Origin of the sequence: Nonomuraea sp. NEAU-A123 (genome assembly GCF_018603905.1) — a bacterium.
In the GTDB taxonomy this organism is placed as follows: domain Bacteria; phylum Actinomycetota; class Actinomycetes; order Streptosporangiales; family Streptosporangiaceae; genus Nonomuraea.
The window spans coordinates 45,249-68,654 of sequence record NZ_JAHFZZ010000037.1 but is presented as its reverse complement, the minus strand read 5'-3'; the positions used below and the strand labels follow the sequence as shown (position 1 = coordinate 68,654).

Genomic DNA, 23,406 nt, shown 5'->3' with positions numbered 1-23,406 from the left:
GCAGCGGTGATCTCCCGCCCGATCACCTCGGCACGGTTCCGAGAGCTCTTCCCCGCACTCCGTTCGACAGTCTGGCTCGACGCCCCCGGCGCCCCACCCGGCGCACGGGGGCGGCTGACCGACCAGGCGCGGGCGAACGGCCTACGGCGGGTAACGAACGGACCGGAATCCCACATCGTCGTGCTCCATACCGACCAGGCCGACCACCTCGCCCTACGGCTGCGGGAGCACGACGTGCGAACCACCGCCCTTACTGACCGGACCGGACCCGCAACGAAGAGCCCGACGTCGTTGAGACCGTGCGAGTCCTGTGTGGAGTCGGTTAGGACACCACTTGGCGACCGCGCTGCCAGACAGCGGAGATAAGCGGAACGCCAGGTCGATAGGCCAGGTGGACGTGGGAAGGAGCGTCCAGCAGCATCAGGTCGGCGCGCGCCCCCACAGCTATCCGCCCTACGTCGTCCCGCCGCAGCGCCCGCGCACCGCCCAGCGTCGCCGCCCAAACCGCCTCGTCAGGAGTCATCCCCATCTCCCGAACCGCCAGGGCCACACAGAACGGCATGCTGGTGGTGAAGCTCGAGCCAGGGTTGCAGTCGGTCGACAGTGCCACTGTCACGCCCGCGTCCAGGAGGCGGCGGGCGTCCGGGTACGGGGCTCTGGTGGAGAACTCGGCCCCCGGCAGCAGGGTCGCGACCGTGGTCCCGGAGGCCAGGGCGTCCACATCCGCGTTGGTGAGGTGAGTGCAGTGATCAGCGGAGGCGGCGCCCAGTTCGACGGCAAGTTGGACGCCTGGTCCGTAGCTGAGCTGGTTGGCGTGGATCCTGGGCACGAGGCCGCGCTTGATGCCGCTCTCCAGTACCGCCCGCGCCTGGTCCCCATCGAACGCCCCTCGCTCGCAGAAGACGTCCACCCATCGGGCATGGGGAGCGCAGGCGTCCAGCATCGGCCCGGTCACCAGCTCCACGTACGTATCGGGGTCTTGCTCGGCCGGTACGACGTGCGCGCCGAGGTAGGTCACCTCGTCGGTGTGCTCCGCGGCGATGCGCAGCAGGCGGGCCTCGTCTTCGACAGTGAGGCCGTAGCCTGACTTGCACTCGATGACCGTGGTGCCCTGCCGCAGCGCCTCGCCCACCAGGCGGGCCACCCCGGCCGACAGCTCCTCGTCACTCGCTGCGCGGGTGGCCGCCACCGTCGTGCGGATCCCGCCCGCGGTGTAGGGCAGGCCGCGCATCCGGGCGTCGAACTCGGCCGTCCGGTCCCCCGCGAAGACCAGGTGGGCATGGGAGTCGACGAAACCGGGGAGCATGGCCCGGCCGCCGGCGTCGTACATCCGATCCGCCGCCGGAGCCCGCGAAGCCGGCCCCACCCAGGCGATCTCCTCCCCGGAGTCGCCGGAGTCGCCGGAGTCGCCGGAGTCGCCGGAGTCGCCGGAGACAACGACGGCAGCGTCCGTGATGAGCCCGAGCGGGCCCTCACCCAGCTGAGGATCGTTGGTGACCAGCGTGGAGATCCCGGTGATCAGGAGGCTTCCCATCGTGCCGCCAACCGCGCGAGCCGCACCGCCAGCCGATCGAGTCATGCCACCAGCTGCCCGACTCATGGCGCCAACCGTGCGAGAGCCTGCCGCAGCGCGCCCGCCACGTCGGGAACGAGCTGGTGTACGCCGCGCCGTACGATCACACGGCCGCCCGTGACGACGTCGCTGACGTCGGCGGAGGTGGCCGCGAAGACGGCGGTCTCTGCACCGTGAAGCGGGCCCGCGGTCCGGACCGAGTCGAGGGAGATCGTGACGAGGTCGGCGAGCGCGCCGACCTTCAGCGTGCCCGCCTCCGGCCAGCCCAGGGACGCGTGGCCGTCGGCGGTGGCGGCCCGTAGGAGCGCGTCCGCCGTCCAGTGGCCGCGGCGGCGGGTGCGCAGCCGCTCGTTCAGCTCCATGGCCCGAGCCTCCTCGAACAGGTCGATGACGGCCTGGCTGTCGCTGCCGAGCGACAGCGGCGATCCCGCAGCCTGCACCTCACGAGCGGGTCCGATGCCGTCGGCGAGATCGCGCTCGGTCGTGGGGCACATGCACACCGTCGTGGCGGAGCCGCCGAGCAGTGCGATGTCCTCCGGGGTCAGGTGTGTGGCGTGTACGGCGGTGGTACGCGGCCCGAGCAGCCCGTGGTCGGCGAGCAGGCGCGTAGGCGTGACTCCGTACGCCGCCAGGCAGCCCTCGTTCTCGGCGGGCTGCTCGGACACGTGCGCGTGGATCGGGGCGTGCCGTTGCGCCGCCCACGCGCCGACCACCCCGAGCTGGTTGGCGGGAACGGCTCGGACCGAGTGGACGGCCGCGCCGACGCGGGCGTGATCGCGCTCCTTCAGCCCGCTGACCCGCTCGGCCCACGCCTCCCCTGAGCCGTCGCTGAACCTGAGCTGGGTCTCGTCCGGTGCAGCGCCGAACCCCGACGAGAGGTAGCAGGTGTCGAGCAGGGTGATCCGGATGCCGGCCTGGGCGGCCGCCTCGATGAGCGCCTCTCCCATCGCGTTCGGGTCGTCGTAGGCGACGCCTCCGGGAGCGTGGTGGAGGTAGTGGAACTCGCCGACGCAGGTGATCCCCGCGAGGGCCATCTCGGCGTAGACCGCCCGCGCCAGCTCCAGGTACTGGTCGGGGGTGAGGGCCGCCGCGACCCGGTACATGGTCTCGCGCCAGGTCCAGAAGGTGCCGCCGCCGAGCTGCGTGGCCCCGCGCAACGCCCGATGGAAGGCGTGCGAATGGGCGTTGGCCAGCCCGGGGATGACCAGGCCGTCTAGGACGACGGCATCGCCTGGCGCGCTGCCCGCTTGTAGGGAGGCGATACGACCCGCCGAGACCTCGATGAGCACGCCGGACTCCAGCGCACCGGACCCCAACGCGGTGGCCTCCGACGCACCTGACTCCAACGCGCCCGGCTCCGACGACGCGCCGGTCCACGCGTACCTCGCCCAGAACCGGCCGTTCACAGCAGGTCCTCCAGGACGCTGGCCAAGGCGGCCACGCCGGCGAGGCAGTCGGTCTCCTCGGCGTATTCCTCCGGAGAGTGCGAGACGCCGGTCGGATTCCGTACGAAGAGCATGGCCGTGGGAACGACAGAGGCGAGAATGCCCGCATCGTGCCCCGCCCCGGTCGGCAGAACGGGAACCCCACCAAGCCGGCCCGCCAGGCGGTCCCTGAGCGGCCGGTCGAATTCGACCACTGGCGTGTACGACTCGCGGGTGACCTCCGCCCCCGACTGATGAATGATCTCTTTCACCAGCATGTCGAGAGTGGCGGAGTCGGCAGCCCGCGAGTCCAGCCAAGCAGTCACGCGGGAGGCGATGGCGTTGGTGCCGTTAGGCTCGACGGAGATCTTCCCGAAGGTGGCGAGCGCCCCAGCGAGCCTCGCCTGCTCGCGGGCGTTCAGGACCGTGGCAGCGTAGGCCAGCATCGGATCGCGGCGGTCCTCCAGGCGAGTCGTGCCCGCGTGGTTGGCCTCTCCGTGGAAATCGAAGCGCCACCGGCCGTGCGGCCAGATCGCCGACGCGACGCCGACCGGCGCGTCGCCCAGGTTCCGCCCCTGCTCGACGTGGAGCTCGACGTAGGCGGAGATGCGCGCGAGCCGCTCGTCATCACGGCCGATCACAGCGGGGTCATGTCCCGCACGCTCCATCGCGTCGCCGAGCAGAACGCCGTCCTGGTCCCTTAGAGACCGCGCGTGACCCGGCTCCAGAACCCCCGCCATCAACCGGGACCCGACACAGGCCACGCCGAACCTGGCACCCTCCTCATCACCGAAGTTCACGATCGCGAGCGGGCGGCGGCCACCATCGGTGCCCTGATCCCGGAGCGCGTCCAGGGCCGCGAACGCCGACACGACGCCAAGCGGCCCGTCATACGCTCCTCCGTCAGGCACCGAGTCCAGATGGGAGCCGGTGACGACAGCGTCCCCAGCCGAGGGGTCGCCGTACCAGGCCCACTGGTTGCCGTTCCGGTCGACCTCGTACGTCAAGCCCCTCGTCAGCGCCTGCTCCCTGAACCAGGCCCGGCATTCGCCGTCGGCCGCGTTCCAGGCATGGCGGCGATATCCGCCGGTCGCGTCATACCGGCCGACAGGCAGGAGCTCGCGCCACATCCCCCGGAAATTGCCCTCAACCTGCGAAGGATCGATCACGCCTCGTCGCCCTCACGCATCGGGATCCGCACGCCGCGCTCCTGGGCGACCTCGGTGGCCCGGTCGTAGCCGGCGTCGACGTGCCGGATGACGCCCATGCCCGGGTCGTTGGTGAGCACCCGGCGGATCTTCTCGCCCGCGAGCGCGGTGCCGTCGGCGACCGTGACCTGCCCGGCGTGGATGGAACGGCCGATGCCGACGCCTCCGCCGTGGTGGATGGACACCCACGACGCGCCGGAGGCCACATTGACCATGGCGTTCAGCAGCGGCCAGTCGGCGATGGCGTCGGAGCCGTCGAGCATGGCCTCGGTCTCCCGGTACGGCGAGGCGACGCTGCCGCAGTCGAGGTGGTCACGGCCGATGGCCAGCGGAGCGGAGATCTCGCCACGGGCCACCATGTCGTTGAACCGGTCGCCGGCCTTGTCCCGCTCGCCGTACCCGAGCCAGCAGATGCGCGCGGGCAGGCCCTGGAAGTGGACTCGCTCCCCCGCCAGCCGGATCCAGCGGGCCAGCGACTCGTTCTCCGGGAACAGATCCAGGATCGCCTGGTCCGTCTTGGCGATGTCCTGGGCGTCGCCCGACAGAGCCGCCCAGCGGAACGGCCCCTTGCCCTCGCTGAACAGCGGCCGGATGTAGGCGGGCACGAAGCCGGGGAAGTCGAAGGCCCGCCCATAACCAGCGAGCTGGGCCTCACCCCGGATCGAGTTGCCGTAGTCGAACACTTCGGCCCCGGCGTCCTGGAAGCCGACCATCGCCTCCACGTGCTGGGCCATCGAGTGTCGGGCGCGCTCAGTGAACCCGGAAGGGTCCTTGTCCGCCTCGGCGGTCATGTCCTCGAACGCCACGCCGATCGGGAGGTACATCAGCGGGTCGTGCGCCGACGTCTGGTCCGTGACGATGTCGATCTCCGCACCGCGCGCGAGCAGCTCCGGTACGGCCTGCGCCGCGTTGGCGACCACGCCGATGGACAGCGGCCGGCGCGCGTCCCGCGCTTCGTAGGCCAGCCGCAGCGCGTCGTCCAGCGACGAGGCCTTGACGTCGAGGTAGCGGTGTTCGATGCGCCGGTCCACGGAGCGCGGGTCGCAGTCGACGCAGATGGCCACCCCGCCGTTCATGGTAACGGCCAGCGGTTGGGCGCCGCCCATGCCGCCCAGCCCGGCGGTCAGGGTGATCGTCCCGGCCAGTGTGCCGCCGAACTTCTTGGCGGCCACGGCCGAGAACGTCTCGTAGGTGCCCTGGAGGATCCCCTGGGTGCCGATGTAGATCCAGGAGCCGGCCGTCATCTGCCCGTACATGGTCAGGCCGAGCTGCTCCAGCCGCCGGAACTCCGGCCACGTGGCCCAGTCTCCGACCAGGTTGGAGTTGGCGATGAGGACTCGCGGCGCCCATTCGTGCGTGCTCATCACGCCCACCGGGCGGCCCGACTGCACGAGCAGCGTCTCGTCGGCCTTCAGCGTGCCGAGCGTGCGGACGATCGCGTCGTAGGAGCGCCAGTCACGGGCCGCCTTGCCGGTGCCCCCGTACACGACGAGCTTGTCGGGATGCTCGGCGACCTCGGGGTCGAGGTTGTTCATGAGCATCCGCAGGGCGGCTTCCTGCTGCCATCCCTGGGTGTTGAGCGTCGTGCCACGTGGAGCCCGAACCGGGCGCGGACCGCTGCTCTGGTCCATGTTCCTGACCTCCCCAACTGCATAACTATTCATGCATGTCTATCTTGAATAAATACATTCAGTCAATAGCTAGTCCGTGAACAGGCCGCGCGATGCCGCTGACTGCTCGAACGCCTCCAGGCGGGCCTGCGCGCCGGGGATCTCGTCGACCATGGTCTCCAGCAGGACCCGGCCGAGCATCATGGGGGCGCATGCCGTGTCGAAGACCAGTTCCGTGCCGACCGGCGCCGGCAGAGCCACGTCGGACAGGTCCGCCGACGGCGCGAAGGCGTTGTCGGCGATGGTGACCACGCTCAGCCCCGCCTTCTTGGCGGCGGACAGGCCGTCCATCAGCTCGGCGGGGTAGCGGGGCAGGGCGAAGCAGAGCAGGGCGCTCGCCCCGGCGTCGGCCGCCTGCTCGATGCGGTCGGCGAGCATGGAACCGCCCTCGTTGAGCAGGCGCACGTCGGGGTGGACCTTGGCGGCGAAGTAGGCCCAGCCCGCGGCCTGCGCCGCGGCCGCGCGCAGGCCGAGCACGAGCAGCGGCCGGGAGGGTGCCAGCAGCCGGGCGGCCTTGACGATCGCCGTCATGTCCGACAGCGAACCGGCCAGGTGCTGCAGGTTGGCGATCTCGGTGCGTACCGCCCGCTGGGTCTCGCTCAGGACGGCGCCCTCGCCCGTCTCGCTCCGGCCCGCCGAGTCGGGCAGGCCGAGCTCGCGGATCTGCTTACGCAGCGCGGGGTAGCCGTCGAACCCGAGGGTCATCGCGAACCGGGTCACCGACGGCTGGCTCACCCCCGCGAGCTCGGCGATCTCCACGCTGGACAGGAAGGCCGCCTGCCCGGCGTGCTGCACCAGGCAATGCGCGATCCGCCGCTGGGCGGGGGTCAGCCGATGCCCTTCGAACAGGCGCAGCAAGCGTGCCTCCGGCGCGACATCGTCCGTGTTCATGACTCTCCAGGGGTCTACAGATCGGCCAGTGCGTCGAGGAGACCGGCAGCCGCCGAGACGTCCGCCGTGAGCGGCCGGTCCTCCATCGATAGCTCAAGATTGTCGTCCACCAGCGCGTACGCGCGGCCTACCGGCAAGTCCCAGGCCGCCTTCACCCTGTTCGAGTCAAGCTGACGCAGGGCGCGGACGGCGGCGACGAGCTCGCAGCCGAGCACCAGCCGGAACGCCTCGACAGTCCGCAGGACCTGGCGGGCGGCCTGCGAGGCGAAGCTCGCGGCCTCCTCCACGCTCCGCGACAGTACGGCATGGCCGGACGAGGCCGGAGTCGCCGCGTTCCGCAGCTCGGCGAGGGCGGCGTTCGCGCTGTATTCGAGGATGAGCACCCCGGATCCGGCCGACGCCCCATCGGCGAGGAACGGTCGCAGCCCCGTGATGCCCGGCTCCGCCAGGGCCGCCAGCCGCGCCGCCGACAGCCGCGCGGTCGGCAGGAGCGCGAGAGACAACTGGTCCAGCGCGAGGGCCACGTGCGCCGAGAAGAAACCCCCGTGATGGTACGACGCCGGCCCGCCGTGAAGGCCGTCCGCGCTGATCAAGGGGTTCTCCGCGCCCGCGTTGAGCTCGACGGCCAGCACCCGCTCCAGCGCGTCGGAGGCTTCCAAGGCCGGCCCGTGGATCTGGGGAAAGCAGCGGAAGGCGTACGGGTCCTGGATGCGGCCGGTCGGTGGCGCGGGCCGATCCGGCGCACCGACGAGCCGGCGGACCTCGGCGGCAGTACGGACGTTGCCCGGATGCGGGCGCGCGGCGTGCACCGGCTCGGCGAAGGCCTCCAGTGAGCCGTCGACGGCCAGCAGGGAGAGCGCGGCCACCACATGGGTGGCCCTGAGCAGGCGTTCCAGGCTGTGGCGGGCCAGCGACGCCTGTCCCAGGGTGAGGGCGTTGCTACTGATCAGAGCCAGTGCGTCACCGGTTTCGAGGCTGATCGGAGGTGGCGGGGTGGGACCGCCGTGCCAGGGGTGCTCTCCGGCGAGGGCCAGTCCGAGCTGGGACAGCGCGGCCAGATCGCCGGTGCCGACCGCGCCGTACTCGTTCACCGGCGGGTGCACTCCGGCCTGGAGCGCCACGGCGAGCCCGCGGACCACCTCGGGACGGAGCCCGGCGCCTCCCACCAGGAGCTGGTTGAGCCGGACGATCATCATCGCCCGGACCTGCCTCGCCGGCAGCAGTGCCCCTATCCCGCCCGCGTGGCTGCGCAGCAGACGCAGACCGTGCAGGTCGAAGTCGGCGGGATCGACCTCCAGGGTGCGGTTGGCGCCGACGCCGGTGCTGCGTCCGTAGACGCGCCCGGTGGCGACGAGGTCGGCGGCCCTGTGCCACGACCGTTCGACCTTCTCGTAGGCGAGCGGGGGCACCTCCACGCCGGCTCCGCCGTCGGCGATCAACGCGACCGTCTGGCTGTCGAGGCCATGTCCGTTGAGCTCGATCTGTGGGACGCCCACGCCTACGATTTGAGACGCCACGATCTTCAACTCCTCTTCACCTGCATAAAACCGACTATTGACACATCTTCATTCGTGCTTGAGTCTGCATGAATACATGCAGAGCGGCAAGGGCGGTGTCCATGATCCGATTCGAGTCAGTCACCAAGAGGTTCGCCAACGGCACGACAGCCGTGGACGACCTCTCCGTGGAGTTCCTCGAAGGAGGCATCACGGTGCTGGTCGGCTCCTCCGGTTGTGGCAAGACCACCACGCTCCGGATGATCAACCGGCTGGTCGATCCCACCTCCGGTACGGTCAGCCTGGGCGGGCGCGACGTACGAGAGCTGCCCGCGGCTCAGTTGCGGCGCGGCATCGGATACGTCATCCAGCAGGCCGGCCTGTTCCCGCACCGTACGGTCCTGGACAACATCGCCACCGTGCCGACGCTGCTCGGCTGGGGCCGGCGCAAGGCCCGCGCCAGGGCCGCCGAGCTGCTTGAGGTCGTCGGCCTGGCCGCCGAGTCCGGCAAACGCTATCCCCATCAGCTCTCCGGCGGCCAGCAACAGCGCGTGGGCGTCGCCCGCGCGCTGGCCGCCGACCCGCCCGTCCTGCTCATGGACGAGCCGTTCGGAGCGGTCGACCCGGTGGTCCGGACCCTGCTCCAGGACGAGCTGATCCGGCTGCAGGCCGAACTCCACAAGACCATCGTCTTCGTCACCCACGACATCGACGAAGCCGTACGGCTCGGCGACCGCATCGCGGTCTTCCGCACCGGCGGGCACATGGTCCAGTTCGCCCCGCCCGCCGAACTGCTCGCCCGGCCGGCCGACGACTTCGTCGCCGGATTCCTCGGGGCGGAACGCGGGCTGAAGCTGCTGTCTCTCATCTCGCTGCAGAATGTGCCGTACGAGCCGATCGCAGCGGTGAAGACCACGGACACGGCCGCGCAGGCGCGCGCGGAGGCGACGGGGCGGTGGCTGCTCGCGGTCTCCCCCGATGGCAAGCCCGCGGGCTGGCTGGACGTCGACGCGCTCGACGGGTCGGATGCGATCGGGCAGGCGGCCCTGACCCCGGTGCGCGGCCTGACCGATTCCGACTCACTGCTCTCGGCGCTCAACGAGACCGTCTCCTCTCCCACCGGGATGGCGGTGCGGGTGGACGCGGCGGGCGTGCTGGTCGGGGCGTCCAGAGACGACGTCGTGCACGCCCATCAGCGGAGCCTCGCATGATCATCGAGTGGGGCTGGCTCACCACGCACACCGACGACCTGCTGGCGCTCACGCTGGACCACCTGGCGACGGCGGTCCCCGCCGTGCTGCTCGGCCTGCTGATCGCGCTGCCGCTCGCCGTGGTCGCCCACCGGGTCCGTCCGCTGCGCGGACTGCTGCTCGGCATCTCCAACATCATGTTCACGGTGCCGTCGCTGGCCCTGTTCGTCCTGCTGCTGCCGATCACGGGACTGACCAGGACGACCGCGATCGCCGGGCTGACCGTGTACACCCTGGTCGTCCTGCTCCGCAACACCGTCGAGGGGCTCGACAGCGTGCCCGCCAAGGTCCGGGAGGCCTCCCTTGCCATGGGCACGGGCAGACTCGGCACCCTGCTGAAGGTCGAGTTCCCGCTCGCCCTACCGGTGATCATGGCTGGGGTCAGGGTGGCCAGCGTCATGACCATCTCCCTGGTCAGCGTGGCCAGCTACATCGGATACGGCGGCATCGGCCAGTTGTTCACCGATGGCTTCCAGCGCAGTTTCCCCACCCCCGTGCTCGCCGGAGTGGTACTCACGCTGCTGCTCGCGCTGGCCGCCGACGCGGTGCTCGTCCTTGTGCAATGGCTCTGCACCCCCTGGATGCGCAAGGGAGCGCGCGCATGACGGATCTCTTCTCCCAACTGGCCGCCTGGCTGACCTCCGCCGGCCAGTGGGCCGGCCCGGAAGGCATCGCCCAGCGGCTGCTTGAGCACGTGGAGTACTCTCTGCTCTCCACTCTCGTCGCCGCGCTGATCGCCCTGCCCATCGGGTTGTTCATCGGCCACACGGGGCGGGGCGCGTTCCTCGCCATCAACCTCTCGGGCTTCGGTCGGGCCCTCCCGACCGTGGGCATCGTCACCCTGGTCTTCCTGGTCAGCGGTCTGAGCATGACCCCGGTGTACATCTCCCTGGTCGCGCTGGCCATCCCAGCGATCGTGACCAACACCTACGCGGGCATGGCCGCGGTCGAGGCGGACGCCAAGGACGCCGCCCGCGGCATGGGGATGACCGGGCTTCAGTCCCTGTGGCGGGTGGAGATCCCCCTCGCCGCCCCGCTGATCATGACAGGGGTGCGGTTGGCGACCGTACAGGTCATCGCGACCGCCACCATCGCGGCCTATGTCAGCTTCGGCGGTCTCGGCCGGTACATCTTCGACGGACTCGCCCAGCGCGACCTCACCCAGGTCTTGGGCGGCGCCGTCCTCGTCGCGGCCCTCGCTGTGGCCGTGGACCTCATCCTCGCCGGAATCCACCGCATCCTCTTCCGCCACCGCCTTACTTGATGGAGCCTTCTTCATGAATCCCAGGAACTTCGTCGCGGGCGCGCTCGCCCTCGCCGTACTCCCCGTACTGGCCGCCTGCGGCGGCGGCACGACCAGCCTGAACACCCCGCCATCCGCCACAGGATCCGCCGCCGCGGCGCCGGACTCCACGATGGTGATCGGTACGGCCAACTTCTCCGAGAACCAGATCCTCGGCTACCTCTACGCCGACGTCCTCGAAGCCGCGGGCGTGAAGACGACGGTCAAGCCCAACCTCGGCTCGCGGGAGATCATCGTGCCCGCGCTGCAGAACGGCGACATCGACCTGCTGCCCGAATACCAGGGCAACCTCCTGCTGCACTTCGACCCCAAGGCCACCGCGAGCGACTCCGACGCCCTGCAGCAGGCGCTCACCGCCAAGCTGCCGCAGGGACTGACGATCCTGCCGCCCTCGGCCGCCGAGGACGCGGACGTCTTCACCGTCACCAAGGAGACCGCGACCAAGTACGGCCTCAGCACCCTCGCCGACCTGGCCAAGCACAACGGCAAGCTGGTCTTCGGCGGCCCCCCGGAGGTCAAGACCCGCCAGGTCGGCATGGTCGGGCTCAAGGACGTCTACGGTGTCGAGTTCAAGGGGTTCAAGTCCCTCGACGCCAGCGGACCGCTGGTCAAGGGAGCCTTGAAGAGCGGCGGCATCGATATGGGGAACCTCTTCAGCACCGACGTGGACATCGCGAAGAACGGCTGGGTCGTACTGGCCGACCCGAAGCACCTCATCCCGGCCCAGCGCGTCGTCCCGCTGATCCGCACCGACAAGGCCACCGACACGGTCAAAACCGCTCTGGCCAAGCTGAACACCGCGCTGACCACCGAGGAGCTGAGCAAGCTCGATTCGCTCGTGGACAACGACCACAAGGACCCCGACGAGGTCGCCACCGAGTGGGTCAAGGCCCACGGCCTGTCGAGCTGATCCTTAATGTCCGGCAACCACGGTCTTTAGCGCGACAATGGCTAGGCCGAGGATGAGGTTGGCGATTCCGGAAACGACAACGACGCTTCTGGAAGCGCCGGTCTGGACCGCGGCCGTAACAGCCCAGCCGACCTGGCTCGCCACCGCGACACACAGCGCCGCCCAGGCCGCCACTGTGTTGGACATGCCCAGCCCAGACGCCAGAGTGGCGGCTATGGAGGGCGGAAACGAAGCCTGTGCCAGCGGCCATTCGCTCTTGGCGACCGCCCGCAGGTTTCCCCATGTAAGGGGCTTGGCGGGATATCCAGCACCCACTACCTGGACGTAAACGTGGGTGATCCAGAACACCACCCCCGTACTTATCAGGAGAATCACGAGATCCGCCGGGGTCGGCGGTCCGCCCTCCGCAGCGGAGCCGGCGACCACGGAAGCCGCCAGTAGCGACCCGTACACGGCACCCCCGGAGTGCACCCGCTCCGACGCCGCACCCGTTTCACGCCCGTTCATGAGTGCAGTGTGCTTTGCGCCCGTCCGATCAGCCGATCGACGGGCGCTGGCATGTACAGACTTGGCGCAGGACTTCCCAGGATCTGCCGACAAGTCGATCACGCATGCCCGGGAGAGGCGGCATCATCCGCTCAGCGGACCCTGATCCGCCGAACGAAGGCTGGACGGCATCTATCAGACAGCGGCTCTATGTGATGTCATAACTACTGTCTGTAATCGCGATGCACCGTCCCCCTGCTCCCCCGAAGGAGAACAAGCATGCGCTTGAATCGTGCGGCCCTGATCGCCGGTGGCACTGCCCTGGCCGCCGCCCTCCTGTCCGCCCACCCCGCGATGGCGGCTCCACGCGGCTGCCTCTCCGAAGGGCAGATCGGCAGCTACCTCTCCAAGGAGGGCAGCGCGAAAGCCACCTTCTCCACCGAGTTCCTCAACGAGCTGAGGAGGGCCGGAATCAGGTTCGAGACGCTGGACCCGATCGAGCTGGTCGACGGCGGCACCGCCGCCTGGATGCCCATCGGCGAACGGTACGACAACATCGAGACGCCCAGCGGGCGGGTCTGCTACCCCGGCGGGTTCCGCTTCAGTAACGACGAGACGGGCGCGACGTACGAGATCGACACCTTCTGGGTGCTGTTCGCGGCCATGGGTGACAGCAAGTTCTTCGCCACACCGACCGTCAACGGGCAACCCCGGCTCGGCGGTGAGCTGGCCATGGTGAACTTCAGCGTCCCGCAGGCCCTGACCCCCGGCAATTTCGTCCCGCACAACGGAGGCGTCGGCCCGCTCAAGGTCATCCTGTCCATGGATCGGGGCTGGGCTTCGGACCTCAACAAGGAACTCGGCACCAAGTTCCACGGCGACATGCACTGGGCCGACCTGGACATCGCCTGGCAGGGCCCGCCCAGCCGGCCCGTGAAGTCCGGCTCCTCGCTCGGCATGCTCGGGCTCAAGGTCATCAGCGACGCCATCCGGGGGCAGGGCGGCTCCGGCCTGGCCCTGCCGAAGCCAGGAGCTTTCTTCTAAGCGCCGTCCCACTTTTGTCGGCGATTTCCCTCCTCACTACCACTGCGCCATTAATTGCTTTTCCCATGCCCGAATTCAGGGCGAATTTTCGTGGTGAGCTTTTGAAGATTCCTTTACAGAGAGTGATTAGGCAACTACTTTTAGCGAGTCACTGCACGTCAGAGGCACTTCGATGTCTCTCACCGACGAAAGGTCACGCCGTGCGTGCTCTTGTTCGCGTCGCTCAAACGATCGTGATCGGCGCCGTGGTTTTCGCCGCCGCGCCGGTCTCCGCCGCCCATGCCGGTCCGTTCCAACCGCCCTCCGGTGTGGCCGGCGCACCGTCCATCCCGCCGCCCAGCGCTTCTTGTTTCCGGTTTCCGTACTTCGGCCCCAAGGGACACGCGAACTTCGACTTCGGCTCCGACATCGTCAAACTCTTCAATGAGCGCGGCGTGCAGGTGGAGGGCATCGCGCCCATCGAGGCCAAGCCCGGTAACAAAGGCATCTATATGCCCATCGGCTGGAAGCAGGACCACATCGACCCGTGCAACGGCGTCTACTACCCCGGCGGCTTCATCGTCAATGACGTCAAGAGCGGGCACAAGGTCGCCATCCACGACATCTACCTGCGTGCCGACGGGACACACGCCCAGGTGGAGATCGACGGGCAGCCTCAGGGCGAGCAGCTCGTGGCCACGTACAAGCTGCACGAGTTCGCCTGGAACGTGCCCACGCCGCGCCCGCTCGAGGGCGGCATCGGACCCAAGTACTGGCCCTTCTACACCAGCGCGTACCTCAGCCGGACGGTCAAGGACCTGACCGGCATCTCGCTGAACGAGGGCGACTACCTGGCCAACCTCGACGCGGTCGTCCAGTACGTGCCGTAGGCGACGCCCCCTGACCTGAGCTCCACCGGGCCGTGCCTCCGGGGCACGGCCCGGTACTCGCGAATCGAGAGACAGATGCAACTGACCAGCGCTCGGAGCCGGTGGGCGTGGATCGCCGGCGCCTCCATCGCCGTCCTGACGGCCACGGTGCTCCTCGGTCCCACGATGCGTCCGAGCACCGCGACCAGCCACTGGGACGCCCCCGCCACCACCCTCAACAAGCAGGTCGACGCCACCGACCTGTACGCCTTCACCAGCCCGGAACGGCAGGACACGGTCACGATCGTGGCCAACTACATCCCTTTCCAGGCTCCGTACAAGCCGTACCAGTTCGACACCGACGCCCGCTATGAGGTGCACGTCGACAACACCGGCACCGGCAAGGCCGCCGTCACCTACCGATGGACCTTCGCCAACAAGGGCCTGCCGGTGCCCTCCTTCATCCGCAAGCGCGAGCACAAGGCCGGCCCACTGGACTCCCTGGTCGAGCAGAGCTACACGCTGACCAGGCTGCGCGACGGCAAGGCGGAGACCCTGGTCCGCGACGGGTACGCCGCCCCCACCGACATGGGCGCTCCCGGCTACCTTTCGGTCCGCCGCAAGGCCGTCGTCGACCTGCCCGGCGGGGGCAAGGTGTTCACCGGCACCGCCGCCGACCCGTTCTACTCCGACAACCGCGCCGTCAACCTGCTCAGGTTCGGGCTCCCGTTCTTCCCCGTCAAGACCGGGGTGCCGATGAACGTCAGCTCCCTGGCCCTGCAGCTCCCCAAGTCGGAGCTGGCGCTCGGCGGCGACCCGGCCCGCAACCCGGTCATCGGCGTCTGGACTACCGCCTCCCGCAAGTCGAGCGGCCTGCTCGGCTCAGGATCGGCCGACTACAGGCAGGTCTCACGGCTGGGTAACCCCAACTTCAACGAAGTGATCATCCCGCTCAAGCAGCGCGACCACTTCAACACCGTGCGGCCGGACGGTGACGAGAGCGGCAACCTCGTCGTGCCGTCCACGCTCGACCCCGACCAGGCCAAGGTCGTCGCCAAGCAGGCGAATGTCACGGCGCCGCCGGCCCCGCGCAAGGACCTGGAGCAGATCTACCTCACCGGCCTCACCACGCGGGCGGACGGGCCGATCAAGCAGGATCTCAACTCCCACCTGCTCAACCAGGACGCCCCGCGCGTCGCCAAGGCGGAGGAACTGCGGCTCAACATGAGTACGCCCGTCGCCACCGCACCCGACAAGTACGGCATCCTCAAGGGCGACGCCCAGGGCTATCCCAACGGCCGCCGCCTCATCGACGACGTCGTGACCGTCAACCTGCGGATGCTCCTGGGCGAACCCGCCGGCCGGGGCGCGCCGGGCCTCATCGCCGAGGACAACCCGGCGTTCCTGCTCAGGCCCATCACCGGCAGCTTCCCCTACCTGGCGCTGCCCGTCACCGCCACCGGCTGAACCACGATGAGTAGCGTACGGCGATTGCTGCCCCTGCTGGGATGCATGCTGCTGGGCTGCGTCCTGCTGACCCTGTACGCCCCCGGCGGACTCCTGCGCCGGGACGAGCCGCCTCCCGCACCGGCGGACTGGTCACCGTACGACCTGGCCGGATCGATCGAGGCCGCCCAGACGCACCTGCGCCGTCAGCCCGACGACGCGGCGGTCTGGGCGAGCCTCGGCAGCATGTACCTGGAGCAGGCCCGCCGCACCACGGACACCGCCTATTACGGCAAGGCCCAGGGCGCGTTCGAACGTTCACTGCGCCAGCCCACCGGCGACGGGCAGCCGTACATCGACGCCGTGATCGGCATGGGCGCGCTGGCCAACGCCCGGCACGACTTCGCCGGCGCGGTGCGCTGGGCCGAGCAGGCCCGCAAGGAGGCGCCGTTCCGCTGGGCTCTGTACGGCGTGCTCACCGACGCCTACCTCGAACTCGGCCAGTACGAACAGGCCGAGACCGCGCTGCGCCGCATGCTCGACGGCCGCCCCGACCTCGCCTCCTTCACCAGGGCCGCCCGTCTGGAACACCTGCGCGGCAGGCCCGGCCCCGCCCGCGAGGTGCTGCGCCGCGCCTGCGCGATCCCCGGCGACGCCGCCGAGTATGCCTTCTGCCAATGGCAACTCGGCGAGCTCTCCTGGAACAACGGCGACCCTCGAACCGCACTCACCGCCTACACCCAGGCGCTGGCCGCCGACCCCGAACACGTCGCGTCGAGGGCTAGCAAGGCGCGCGCGGAGGCCGCGCGCGGCCACACCGACCAGGCCCTGCGCGACTACGCCACCGCCGTCGCGCGCTCCCCGTCGTTCGTCGTCGAATACGGGGAACTGCTCGAGCACCTCGGCGACGGGGACGGGGCCAGGCGGCAGTACGCCGTCTTCACCGCCCAGCAGAAGCTGCTGGCCGCGAACGGAGCAGTCGATGGCCTGGCCATGGGCATGTTCGAGGCGAACCACGGTGACGCGGATGCCGCGGTCCGGCACCTGCGGGCGGAATGGAAACGACGCCGGAGCGTCGAGGTCGCCGACGCGCTCGGGTGGGCGTTGCACCAGGCCGAGCGCCACGCCGAGGCCGCCACCTACGCCGCCCGAGCTGACGCGCTCGGCGGGCGCAACGCGCTGTTCGCCTACCACCGGGGCGAGATCGAGCACGCGCTCGGACACACTGCCGCCGCCCGCACCCATCTGAGCAGAGCGCTGTCCATCAACCCGCACTTCTCCCCGGCTGGGGCGACGCGGGCGCGAGCACTGCTCGCGGAGATGCCATGATCACGGCACTCGCCGCCGCCGCGGTGCTGGCGGCGCATCCCCTGGGGAACTTCAGCATCAACCACTACGACGGGTTGACGATCCACCACGACAGGATCGAGCACCTCGCCATCGTGGACCTTGCCGAGATCCCCACCCTGCAGCAGCCGCCGACCGGCCCTGCGGACACCCACGCCCGTCGCGCCTGCGCCGAGTTGCGTGACGCCGTCCGCGCGCAGGCCGGAGGGCGGCTGCTGACCTGGCGCGTCACCGACGCCTCCTTCGCCTACCGGCCGGGCGCCGCGGGGCTGCGCACCAGCAGGCTCACGTGCCACCTGACCGCGCCGCTCCGCGTTGACCGGCCGCTCGCCCTCACCTTCGCCAACGGCTACCGTGGCGACACCGTGGGCTGGCGGGAGATCACGGCCAAGGGGCACGGCGTGCGCCTGCGCGACTCCGACGTCCCTGCGAAGAGCGTGTCGGGCGAGCTACGCGACTACCCCGCCGACCTGCTCAGCTCACCACTCGACGTACGCCAGGCGCGCCTGACGGCGGAGCCCGGCGACAGCGGCTCCGGCGCGCCGGCGGACGTGCCGGGTGTGGACGCCGTCACCCGCTACGCCGGCCTGCTGGCCGACCGGCTCAACACGCTGATCGGCGCCGACCGGCTGACCGTGCCGCTCGGGCTGCTGGCCTTGCTGTTGTCGCTGGCGCTGGGCGCCGTGCACGCGGCGATGCCCGGCCATGGCAAAACCGTCATGGCCGCCTACCTCGCCGGACGGCAACGACGGTTGCTGGACGCCGTCACCGTCGCGGCCACGGTCACCGCCACCCACACAGCGGGCGTGCTGGCTCTGGGGATGCTGGTCACGGCCGCCAGCGCGATCGCCGGTGAGGTGGTGCTGAGCTGGCTCGGCGTGGCGAGCGGACTCCTCATCGCCGTGATCGGCGCCGGCCTGCTCCGCTCCGCCTTCCGTAGCCGGACCCGCCACCGTCATGGACATGGTCACGGGCACGGTCAGGGGCACGGTCACGGGAGGGGGTCGGGTGGGGTCGTGGCGCTGGCTGTAGCCGGTGGGCTGGTGCCCAGCCCGTCCGCCCTGGTGGTCCTCCTCGGCGCGATGGCACTGGGACGCACTGCGTTCGGCGTCCTGACCGTGGTGTGCTACGGACTCGGCATGGCGGTCACGCTACTGATTACAGCGCTCGCCCTGCGCAGGCTGAGCGACCTTACTCTGGGAGGGCGGATGCAGCGGTTGCGCCCGTACAGCGCCGCCATGACCGCCACACTCGTCCTGCTCGTGGGCACGGGTGTCACGTTGCGCGCGGTGGCCGCTCTCGTATGAAGGTGGTTGATCTGCGGAACGAACCACGCGCCGCCGCCGCTGGTTTCGCGGCGGCGAACTGGACTGCGTTCACCCCCGGCTCGTGGCCAGGAATTCGCGTCCACCTCGTCGACGACTTGGTACCTGCACCCCTCAACGCCGCCCTAACGCGTCGTGAAGGCGCCGCCGTTGACGTGGATGGTCTGTCCGGTGATGTGGTGGGCGCCGGGCGAGGCAAGGAAGAAGACGGTCTGTGCGATGTCGCTGGGCGTGCCCGGCCGCTTGAGCAGCGTCTCGTCGACGAGCGCCTGGTGGCGCGCCTCCGTCATGCCGCCGCCGAAGAAGTTCGTGCCGGTCACATAGCCGGAGGAGATGACGTTGCAGGTGATGTCGCGCGGGCCGAGTTCGGCGGCGAGCATAGCGTTCCAGGCAGCCAGCGCAGCCTTGGCCGCGCCGTAGGATCCACCGCCGCGTTCCGCGCCGATCGTGCCGATGCTGGCGATCGAGGAGCCCGCGGTCAGCTTGTCGCGAACCGCGGCGGTGGTGAGGACCGCGGTGAGCACGTTGGTCGACACGCTTGACTGCCATTGCGCGGCCAGCGCTTCCAGGGGCGGCGTTCCGGCCGGCGACTGCTCCGGCAGGCCCCCTGCGGTGTTGACGAGCACGTCGAGCGGGCCGTCCAGCCGCTCGCCGAGCTCGGCGACCTGGTCGGGCATGGTCGCGTCGCAGGCGATGCCGTGCACGCCCAGCTCCCTGGCGGCCGGCTCGACGGTGTCGGGGCGGCGCCCGGTGATGTAGACCTCGGCGCCGTCGGCTGCGAAGAGCTCGGCGACGGCGCGGCCGATGCCGCTGGTGCCTCCGGTGATGAGCACGGTCCTGTTCATGTTCCCTCCCATGCGGGTATCGTTGTTTAGACCTAAACATAGCGGAGGATCGACAGTGACCGACAATCCGGCCGGCCCGGCGGAGATCGCGGCGGCCTGGCAGCGCGAGCGTCCAGGCACGCCTACGGAGTCCATCGAGATCGTCACGCCCATCTGGCGGCTGGCGAAGATGTTCGCCGACGACCGCGCCCGTGTCCTGCGCGCAGCCGGCATCGACGCGGCCACTCTCGACCTGCTGTCAGTGATCCGCCGCTCCGGCCCGCCGTACACACTGTCCACCCGCGAGCTGGCCAGCCGCACCCTGGTGACGGCCGGCGCGATCTCCCAGCGCGTCGCCCGCGCCGAACGCGACGGTCTGGTACGGCGAGCACCGGGCACCACAGGGCGCAAAAGCGTCAATGTGTCACTGACAGACGAGGGACACGCGCTCATCGAGCGATCGGTCGACTCGGTGCTCAGCCGCGAGGCCAGCCTGGTCACGGGCCTGCCCAAAGAAGAACGGGACACGCTTGTCGATCTGCTGGCGAAGCTGACAGCGGACGTCCAGCGACGGCAGGGGCTGTAGCCCGGCGGATGGGTTTCCTGACCGTCGATCGGCGATCCTGCCTACGCGCAGCCCGCGAAACAGGGAAACTAGAGTCCGCGAAACAGGGAAAACTTGGCCCGCGAAACAGGGAAAACCCGGGCTCTGCACAGTCTATTTGCAGGTGGGGGCGATATGGATCTTCTTCCTCGGCTCGCGGCCGACTCTCTCAAGGAGCTTCTCGCAGAGCTCAGGATCGTGATCATCAACGGACCGCGCCAGTCCGGCAAGACAACGCTGCTCCAGTCCTGCCGACGGTTCGGCGAAGCCACGTTCACCACCCTCGACGATCCTTCAGAGCTCGCCATCGCCAAGGACGATCCGCGCACCTTCGCACGCAGACGGCCCCAACCAGTGATCATCGACGAGATTCAACGAGCCGGCGATCCCCTGATTCTGGCCATCAAGCAGGTAGTCGACGAGGACTGGTCTCCAGGCCAGTTCGTGCTATCAGGGTCGACCGCTTTCTCAGCATCCCCACATTGTCGGAGTCGCTTGCGGGCCGGGTCGCCTTCGTGGACCTGTGGCCCTTCGCGGTCAGCGAGCGAGTGGGTGACGCAGGCAGATTCTGCGATCAGGCGTTCATCGACCCGGGGGGCTTCACTGGTCGCCAGTCGGCATGGACGCGCGAGGACTACATCCACCTCATTAGCCAGGGCAGCTATCCGGAAGTCCTGCGCCTGAAGTCACCAGTGGCGATTCGGGCGTGGTTCCGCGGCTACCTGGACACCGTGATCTCGCGCGACATCCGCGAGTTCGCCCATGTCAACAAGGCCCAGGCGATCCCCGACCTGATCGCTCTGGTCGCGGCCCGAGCAGGCGGCCAGGTCGTCCTCGCCCATATCGCCGAAGGTCTGGGGCTGGACGTCGCAACCGTGCGTACGTATCTGGCCTACCTGGAAACCGTGTTCCTGGTCGCTCCGGCGCCCGCATGGTCCAACAACCTGAGCTCACGGGTGACCCACGCGCCCAAGAGCTATGTGACCGACAGCGGACTGGCCGCCCATCTCATGGATGTGGATGCGGAGTCACTCCTTGCCCCTGGTCATCCCGCCCTCGGCGGACTACTGGAGACCTTCGTCTTCGCAGAGCTTCTCAAGCTGTCGACCTTCGCCCGCCGACATGTCACCGTGCGGCACTATCGGGACAGGGAGAAGCGCGAAATCGACTTCATCCTCGAACGCCGCGACGGCACTGTGGTAGGCATCGAGGTCAAGGCGTCGGCCACGCCCAAGAGCGAGGACGCCAAGCACCTGCGCTGGTTGAGAGACAAACTCGGCGACAGGTTCCGTGCCGGGTATGTCCTGCACCTCGGTGCGACGAATCTCCCCTCAGGGGATCGAATCTTCTTTTCGCCACTGTCGATCCTGTGGAATCATATGGGACCGGATACGGTCACGCCGAGCCTGCCGTCCCGCCGCTAGCCAAAAGCTAGGCAGGGCAGGACCTAAGGTCAGGGTCAGTGCAACGCTGCCTCGACCGCGCGCACCCTGGACATGACGCGCTGAACGATCTCCTGCTTCTCACCCACGGGCGCCGCATACTCGATCACGCCCCAGGCCGCGGCCTCGCCGACCGTGTGGAGCAGCGTCCACGCCGCCAGGTACACAGATGCCAGGCATCCGCCCGCGGTAGCGATCGCGCCCTCCGCGTGGAACGGCGCGTCCAGTACCGCCACCCCGCGCTCCTCGAGCCAAGGCCGCGTGATGGTGTCGGTGCAGGCAGGTCGCCCGGCAAGGAGACCGAGGTGCGCGAGTACCAGGGCTCCGGAGCACTGCGAGCCGATCAACTGTCGTGCGGGGTCAAGCGGTAGACGCGCCAGCAGCGTGTCATCAGCCACGACATCACGCGTCTTGATGCCACTGCCGAGGAGAACGACGTCAGCCTCGGCGACAAAGTCCAACGGCCGCTGACCGGTCACCTCCACGCCATTCATCGATGTCACAACGGGCGCCGGTGTCGTGATGTACGCAGTCACGCCTTGCGCTCGAGCACGATTGATCAGCGCGGACGCGATAAAGCTGTCGAGTTCGTTGAATCCGTCAAATGTGACGACCGCGACCTGCAAGACCACTCCCCCTACAGCTATCCGTTACAAGCTCATACGGTTCAAGTCTCACACATGAGCCGACGCGTCCGTTTACCGCCGACGCCCCACCGACCGGTCCCACCGGCAGAGCAGCACCACTGCGTGCTGCGGCTGTCAATCTCCGTTGAGCGGATCGCGCCGCAGTACGACCTTGGTGGTGCGGGCGCGGTAGGCCTGGGGTGCCTGATCCCACTCGGCCGTCAGCGTGGTGACACGTTCGGCGGGGAAGCCGGTGCGGTGTACGAAGTCCAGCAGTTCGGGCAGGATCGCGCGGGTGTGGGAGACGCCCAGGTGGAGGGTGGCGTACATGCGCATCAGTGGCACCCGGGTGCCCGTCGCCAGGTAGTAGCCGACAGCGGTACAGATGCCGCCAGGTGCCAGGGCACGCATGGCCTGCCGTACCCCCGAAGCTGTGGAAGTGGCTTCGACGGCGATGTCGTAGTCGCCTTCGGGGCGGGTGGGGCAGCGCGTCCTTCTCGGCCGCTGGGATGGCGGCGATCCAGACCGCCAGCGCGGCTGGATCATCCTGTACGGCGGGCGGTGACGAACTCGCTTCGCCTGCCGCCCCTTTCCCCGCTTGCAGATCGCGACGATCCCCCGCCCCGGGACGCCAGTCGACCTTCAGCACGGTCACCTCCACGCCCAGGAACCGTCAATGGTAGCGAGATGATCATCCACGCGTCGGAGAGGGAGCCGACCCACATCAGGTCTGGCCCCTGTGCCAGCGCCAATCGAACCTGAGCGATTAACGTGTGGCCACGACCATTGTCAGCGACGAGAGAGTCAACCCCCGCACGGAGTCGTCGAGTTAAGGCGTGCAGAGTTTTCGCTGGCGGTCCGCGTGTCGACGTCAGGAGCACAGCGCCATACACCACGCACGCGGCGAGGATGGCGATCCCGGCATGGCTCAACGCCGCCCCGTCGCCGATCAACTGTGTCGGGTCGGCCGATAGGTCAGCACCTGCGTGTGGCCGTCGAAGGTCCGGGCCTCGAGCAGTTCGAGGTCGAAGTCGTCCACACCGTCGAAGATCCGGTCCACGCCGGTCGTCCCGGAGATCACTGGGAAGACCGTCACCTCGATGGTGTCGATCAGGCCGGCGTTCAGCAGCGCCCGGTTGAGCGTCAGGCTGCCGTGGGAGCGCAGCGGCACATCGGATTCGGCCTTGAGGCGCGTGACCACCTCGACAGGATCGCCGGACTCGATGGTCGTGTCCGGCCACTCGAGCGGCTCGGTCAGCCGGCTGGAGAGCACCGTGACCGGGGAGTCGAACATGCGCGTGATCCACCCGTCGAACAGGCTGCGGTCGAAGCCTGCGTTAAGGAACGGCGCGTTCGACGAGTAGGTCTTGGCCCCGAGCACCATGCGCAGCGGGTCGCGGTAGGCAGCGGCGCGATACGCGAGGAATTCGGGGCCCTGCTTGCCCCAGTAGCCGCCCCAGTCGCCGTTGTGGTTGGCGAAGCCGTCAAGCGTGGAGAAGATGTCGAAGGTGTACGTGGCAGTCATGGTGTCTCCTTGCGGGAAGTTGGTCGCGCGCCTTGTGGCGGCCTCACCCCTGCTACGAACACCACAGCCCTGATCCGACACGCCTCCCGGATTTCTTGCAAAACTTTCCGGGCTCATCCGATCTGAGTGTGTAGTTGTGGTCTGATACACCCTCAATCCGGAAG

Annotated in this window: 22 protein-coding genes and 1 pseudogene; 12 read left to right on the top strand and 11 right to left on the bottom strand. The window is 69.1% G+C overall.

Annotated elements, in window-relative coordinates; all coding sequences use genetic code 11:
* Positions 1–322 precede the first annotated feature (322 nt).
* From hutI to KLK06_RS55430, 6 genes are all read right to left on the bottom strand, one after another.
* Entirely contained in the window at positions 323–1,534 is a 1,212-nt protein-coding gene (gene hutI / locus KLK06_RS55455; protein ID WP_214643961.1) for an imidazolonepropionase, read from the bottom strand.
* A 62-nt stretch (positions 1,535–1,596) separates the two neighbouring features.
* Positions 1,597–2,979, bottom strand: a complete 1,383-nt coding sequence (locus KLK06_RS55450; RefSeq protein WP_374197208.1) for a formimidoylglutamate deiminase — start codon at positions 2,977–2,979, stop codon at positions 1,597–1,599.
* Positions 2,976–4,127, bottom strand: coding sequence for an allantoate amidohydrolase (locus KLK06_RS55445; protein ID WP_214643986.1), 1,152 nt, complete (start codon positions 4,125–4,127; stop codon positions 2,976–2,978). Before KLK06_RS55445 ends, KLK06_RS55450 begins: the two co-directional genes overlap by 4 nt.
* 35 nt (positions 4,128–4,162) lie before the next feature.
* Complete coding sequence (gene hutU / locus KLK06_RS55440; protein WP_214643960.1) at positions 4,163–5,836, bottom strand: urocanate hydratase; 1,674 nt, start codon at positions 5,834–5,836, stop codon at positions 4,163–4,165.
* A gap of 69 nt (positions 5,837–5,905) precedes the next feature.
* A complete protein-coding gene (locus KLK06_RS55435) occupies positions 5,906–6,766 on the bottom strand; it encodes a MurR/RpiR family transcriptional regulator (protein ID WP_214643959.1) in 861 nt (286 codons plus the stop codon).
* 14 nt (positions 6,767–6,780) lie between these two features.
* A complete protein-coding gene (locus KLK06_RS55430; RefSeq protein WP_214643958.1) occupies positions 6,781–8,262 on the bottom strand; it encodes an aromatic amino acid ammonia-lyase in 1,482 nt (493 codons plus the stop codon).
* Between the two features lie 122 nt (positions 8,263–8,384).
* Between KLK06_RS55430 and KLK06_RS55425 the strand changes: the two genes are divergently transcribed.
* Genes KLK06_RS55425 through KLK06_RS55410 form a run of 4 tightly spaced genes read left to right on the top strand, consistent with a single transcriptional unit; the run spans position 8,385 to position 11,725 of the window.
* A complete protein-coding gene (locus tag KLK06_RS55425) occupies positions 8,385–9,473 on the top strand; it encodes an ABC transporter ATP-binding protein (protein ID WP_214643957.1) in 1,089 nt (362 codons plus the stop codon).
* Positions 9,470–10,117, top strand: a complete 648-nt coding sequence (locus tag KLK06_RS55420; protein ID WP_214643956.1) for an ABC transporter permease — start codon at positions 9,470–9,472, stop codon at positions 10,115–10,117. The genes KLK06_RS55425 and KLK06_RS55420 overlap by 4 nt, the downstream gene beginning before the upstream one ends.
* A complete protein-coding gene (locus KLK06_RS55415; RefSeq protein ID WP_214643955.1) occupies positions 10,114–10,776 on the top strand; it encodes an ABC transporter permease in 663 nt (220 codons plus the stop codon). The genes KLK06_RS55420 and KLK06_RS55415 overlap by 4 nt, the downstream gene beginning before the upstream one ends.
* Positions 10,777–10,789: 13 nt before the next feature.
* A complete protein-coding gene (locus KLK06_RS55410) occupies positions 10,790–11,725 on the top strand; it encodes an ABC transporter substrate-binding protein (RefSeq protein WP_214643954.1) in 936 nt (311 codons plus the stop codon).
* Positions 11,726–11,728: 3 nt separating this feature from the next.
* Here KLK06_RS55410 and KLK06_RS55405 read toward each other — a convergent pair whose 3' ends face one another.
* Positions 11,729–12,232, bottom strand: a complete 504-nt coding sequence (locus KLK06_RS55405) for a hypothetical protein (RefSeq protein WP_214643953.1) — start codon at positions 12,230–12,232, stop codon at positions 11,729–11,731.
* Between the two features lie 258 nt (positions 12,233–12,490).
* Between KLK06_RS55405 and KLK06_RS55400 the strand changes: the two genes are divergently transcribed.
* From KLK06_RS55400 to KLK06_RS55380, 5 genes are all read left to right on the top strand, one after another.
* Positions 12,491–13,255 (top strand): hypothetical protein, encoded by a 765-nt coding sequence (locus KLK06_RS55400; RefSeq protein ID WP_214643952.1) that lies wholly within the window; start codon positions 12,491–12,493, stop codon positions 13,253–13,255.
* A 200-nt stretch (positions 13,256–13,455) separates the two neighbouring features.
* The gene (locus KLK06_RS55395) at positions 13,456–14,124 is read left to right on the top strand and encodes a hypothetical protein (protein WP_214643951.1); all 669 of its coding nucleotides are present in this window, start codon (positions 13,456–13,458) and stop codon (positions 14,122–14,124) included.
* 75 nt (positions 14,125–14,199) lie between these two features.
* Complete coding sequence (locus KLK06_RS55390) at positions 14,200–15,570, top strand: DUF4331 domain-containing protein (RefSeq protein WP_214643950.1); 1,371 nt, start codon at positions 14,200–14,202, stop codon at positions 15,568–15,570.
* A gap of 24 nt (positions 15,571–15,594) precedes the next feature.
* Complete coding sequence (locus tag KLK06_RS55385; RefSeq protein WP_214643949.1) at positions 15,595–16,878, top strand: lipopolysaccharide assembly protein LapB; 1,284 nt, start codon at positions 15,595–15,597, stop codon at positions 16,876–16,878.
* Positions 16,875–18,203: a High-affinity nickel-transporter gene (locus KLK06_RS55380; protein WP_214643948.1), complete on the top strand. Its 1,329-nt coding sequence runs from the start codon at positions 16,875–16,877 to the stop codon at positions 18,201–18,203. Before KLK06_RS55385 ends, KLK06_RS55380 begins: the two co-directional genes overlap by 4 nt.
* Positions 18,204–18,346: 143 nt before the next feature.
* Here the strand turns inward: KLK06_RS55380 and KLK06_RS55375 are convergent, their stop codons facing one another.
* Complete coding sequence (locus KLK06_RS55375; RefSeq protein WP_214643947.1) at positions 18,347–19,066, bottom strand: SDR family NAD(P)-dependent oxidoreductase; 720 nt, start codon at positions 19,064–19,066, stop codon at positions 18,347–18,349.
* Positions 19,067–19,121: 55 nt separating this feature from the next.
* Here KLK06_RS55375 and KLK06_RS55370 point away from each other — a divergent pair, with 55 nt between their 5' ends.
* The 3 genes and pseudogenes from KLK06_RS55370 to KLK06_RS55360 all read left to right on the top strand — a co-directional run bounded on the left by KLK06_RS55370 (position 19,122) and on the right by KLK06_RS55360 (position 21,073).
* Entirely contained in the window at positions 19,122–19,631 is a 510-nt protein-coding gene (locus tag KLK06_RS55370; RefSeq protein WP_308168955.1) for a MarR family transcriptional regulator, read from the top strand.
* Between the two features lie 153 nt (positions 19,632–19,784).
* A pseudogene (locus KLK06_RS63405) lies at positions 19,785–20,087 on the top strand (AAA family ATPase); the annotation flags it as partial.
* A gap of 44 nt (positions 20,088–20,131) precedes the next feature.
* Positions 20,132–21,073, top strand: a complete 942-nt coding sequence (locus KLK06_RS55360) for an ATP-binding protein (RefSeq protein ID WP_250907544.1) — start codon at positions 20,132–20,134, stop codon at positions 21,071–21,073.
* A 35-nt stretch (positions 21,074–21,108) separates the two neighbouring features.
* Here the strand turns inward: KLK06_RS55360 and KLK06_RS55355 are convergent, their stop codons facing one another.
* The 3 genes from KLK06_RS55355 to KLK06_RS55345 form a co-directional block, all read right to left on the bottom strand.
* Positions 21,109–21,717 carry a DJ-1/PfpI family protein gene (locus KLK06_RS55355; protein WP_214643944.1) on the bottom strand — a complete coding sequence of 203 codons (609 nt, stop codon included), beginning with the start codon at positions 21,715–21,717 and terminating at the stop codon, positions 21,109–21,111.
* Between the two features lie 135 nt (positions 21,718–21,852).
* Positions 21,853–22,128 (bottom strand): hypothetical protein, encoded by a 276-nt coding sequence (locus KLK06_RS55350; RefSeq protein WP_214643943.1) that lies wholly within the window; start codon positions 22,126–22,128, stop codon positions 21,853–21,855.
* Positions 22,129–22,666: 538 nt separating this feature from the next.
* Complete coding sequence (locus KLK06_RS55345; RefSeq protein WP_214643942.1) at positions 22,667–23,242, bottom strand: dihydrofolate reductase family protein; 576 nt, start codon at positions 23,240–23,242, stop codon at positions 22,667–22,669.
* Between the last annotated feature and the right edge of the window lie 164 nt (positions 23,243–23,406).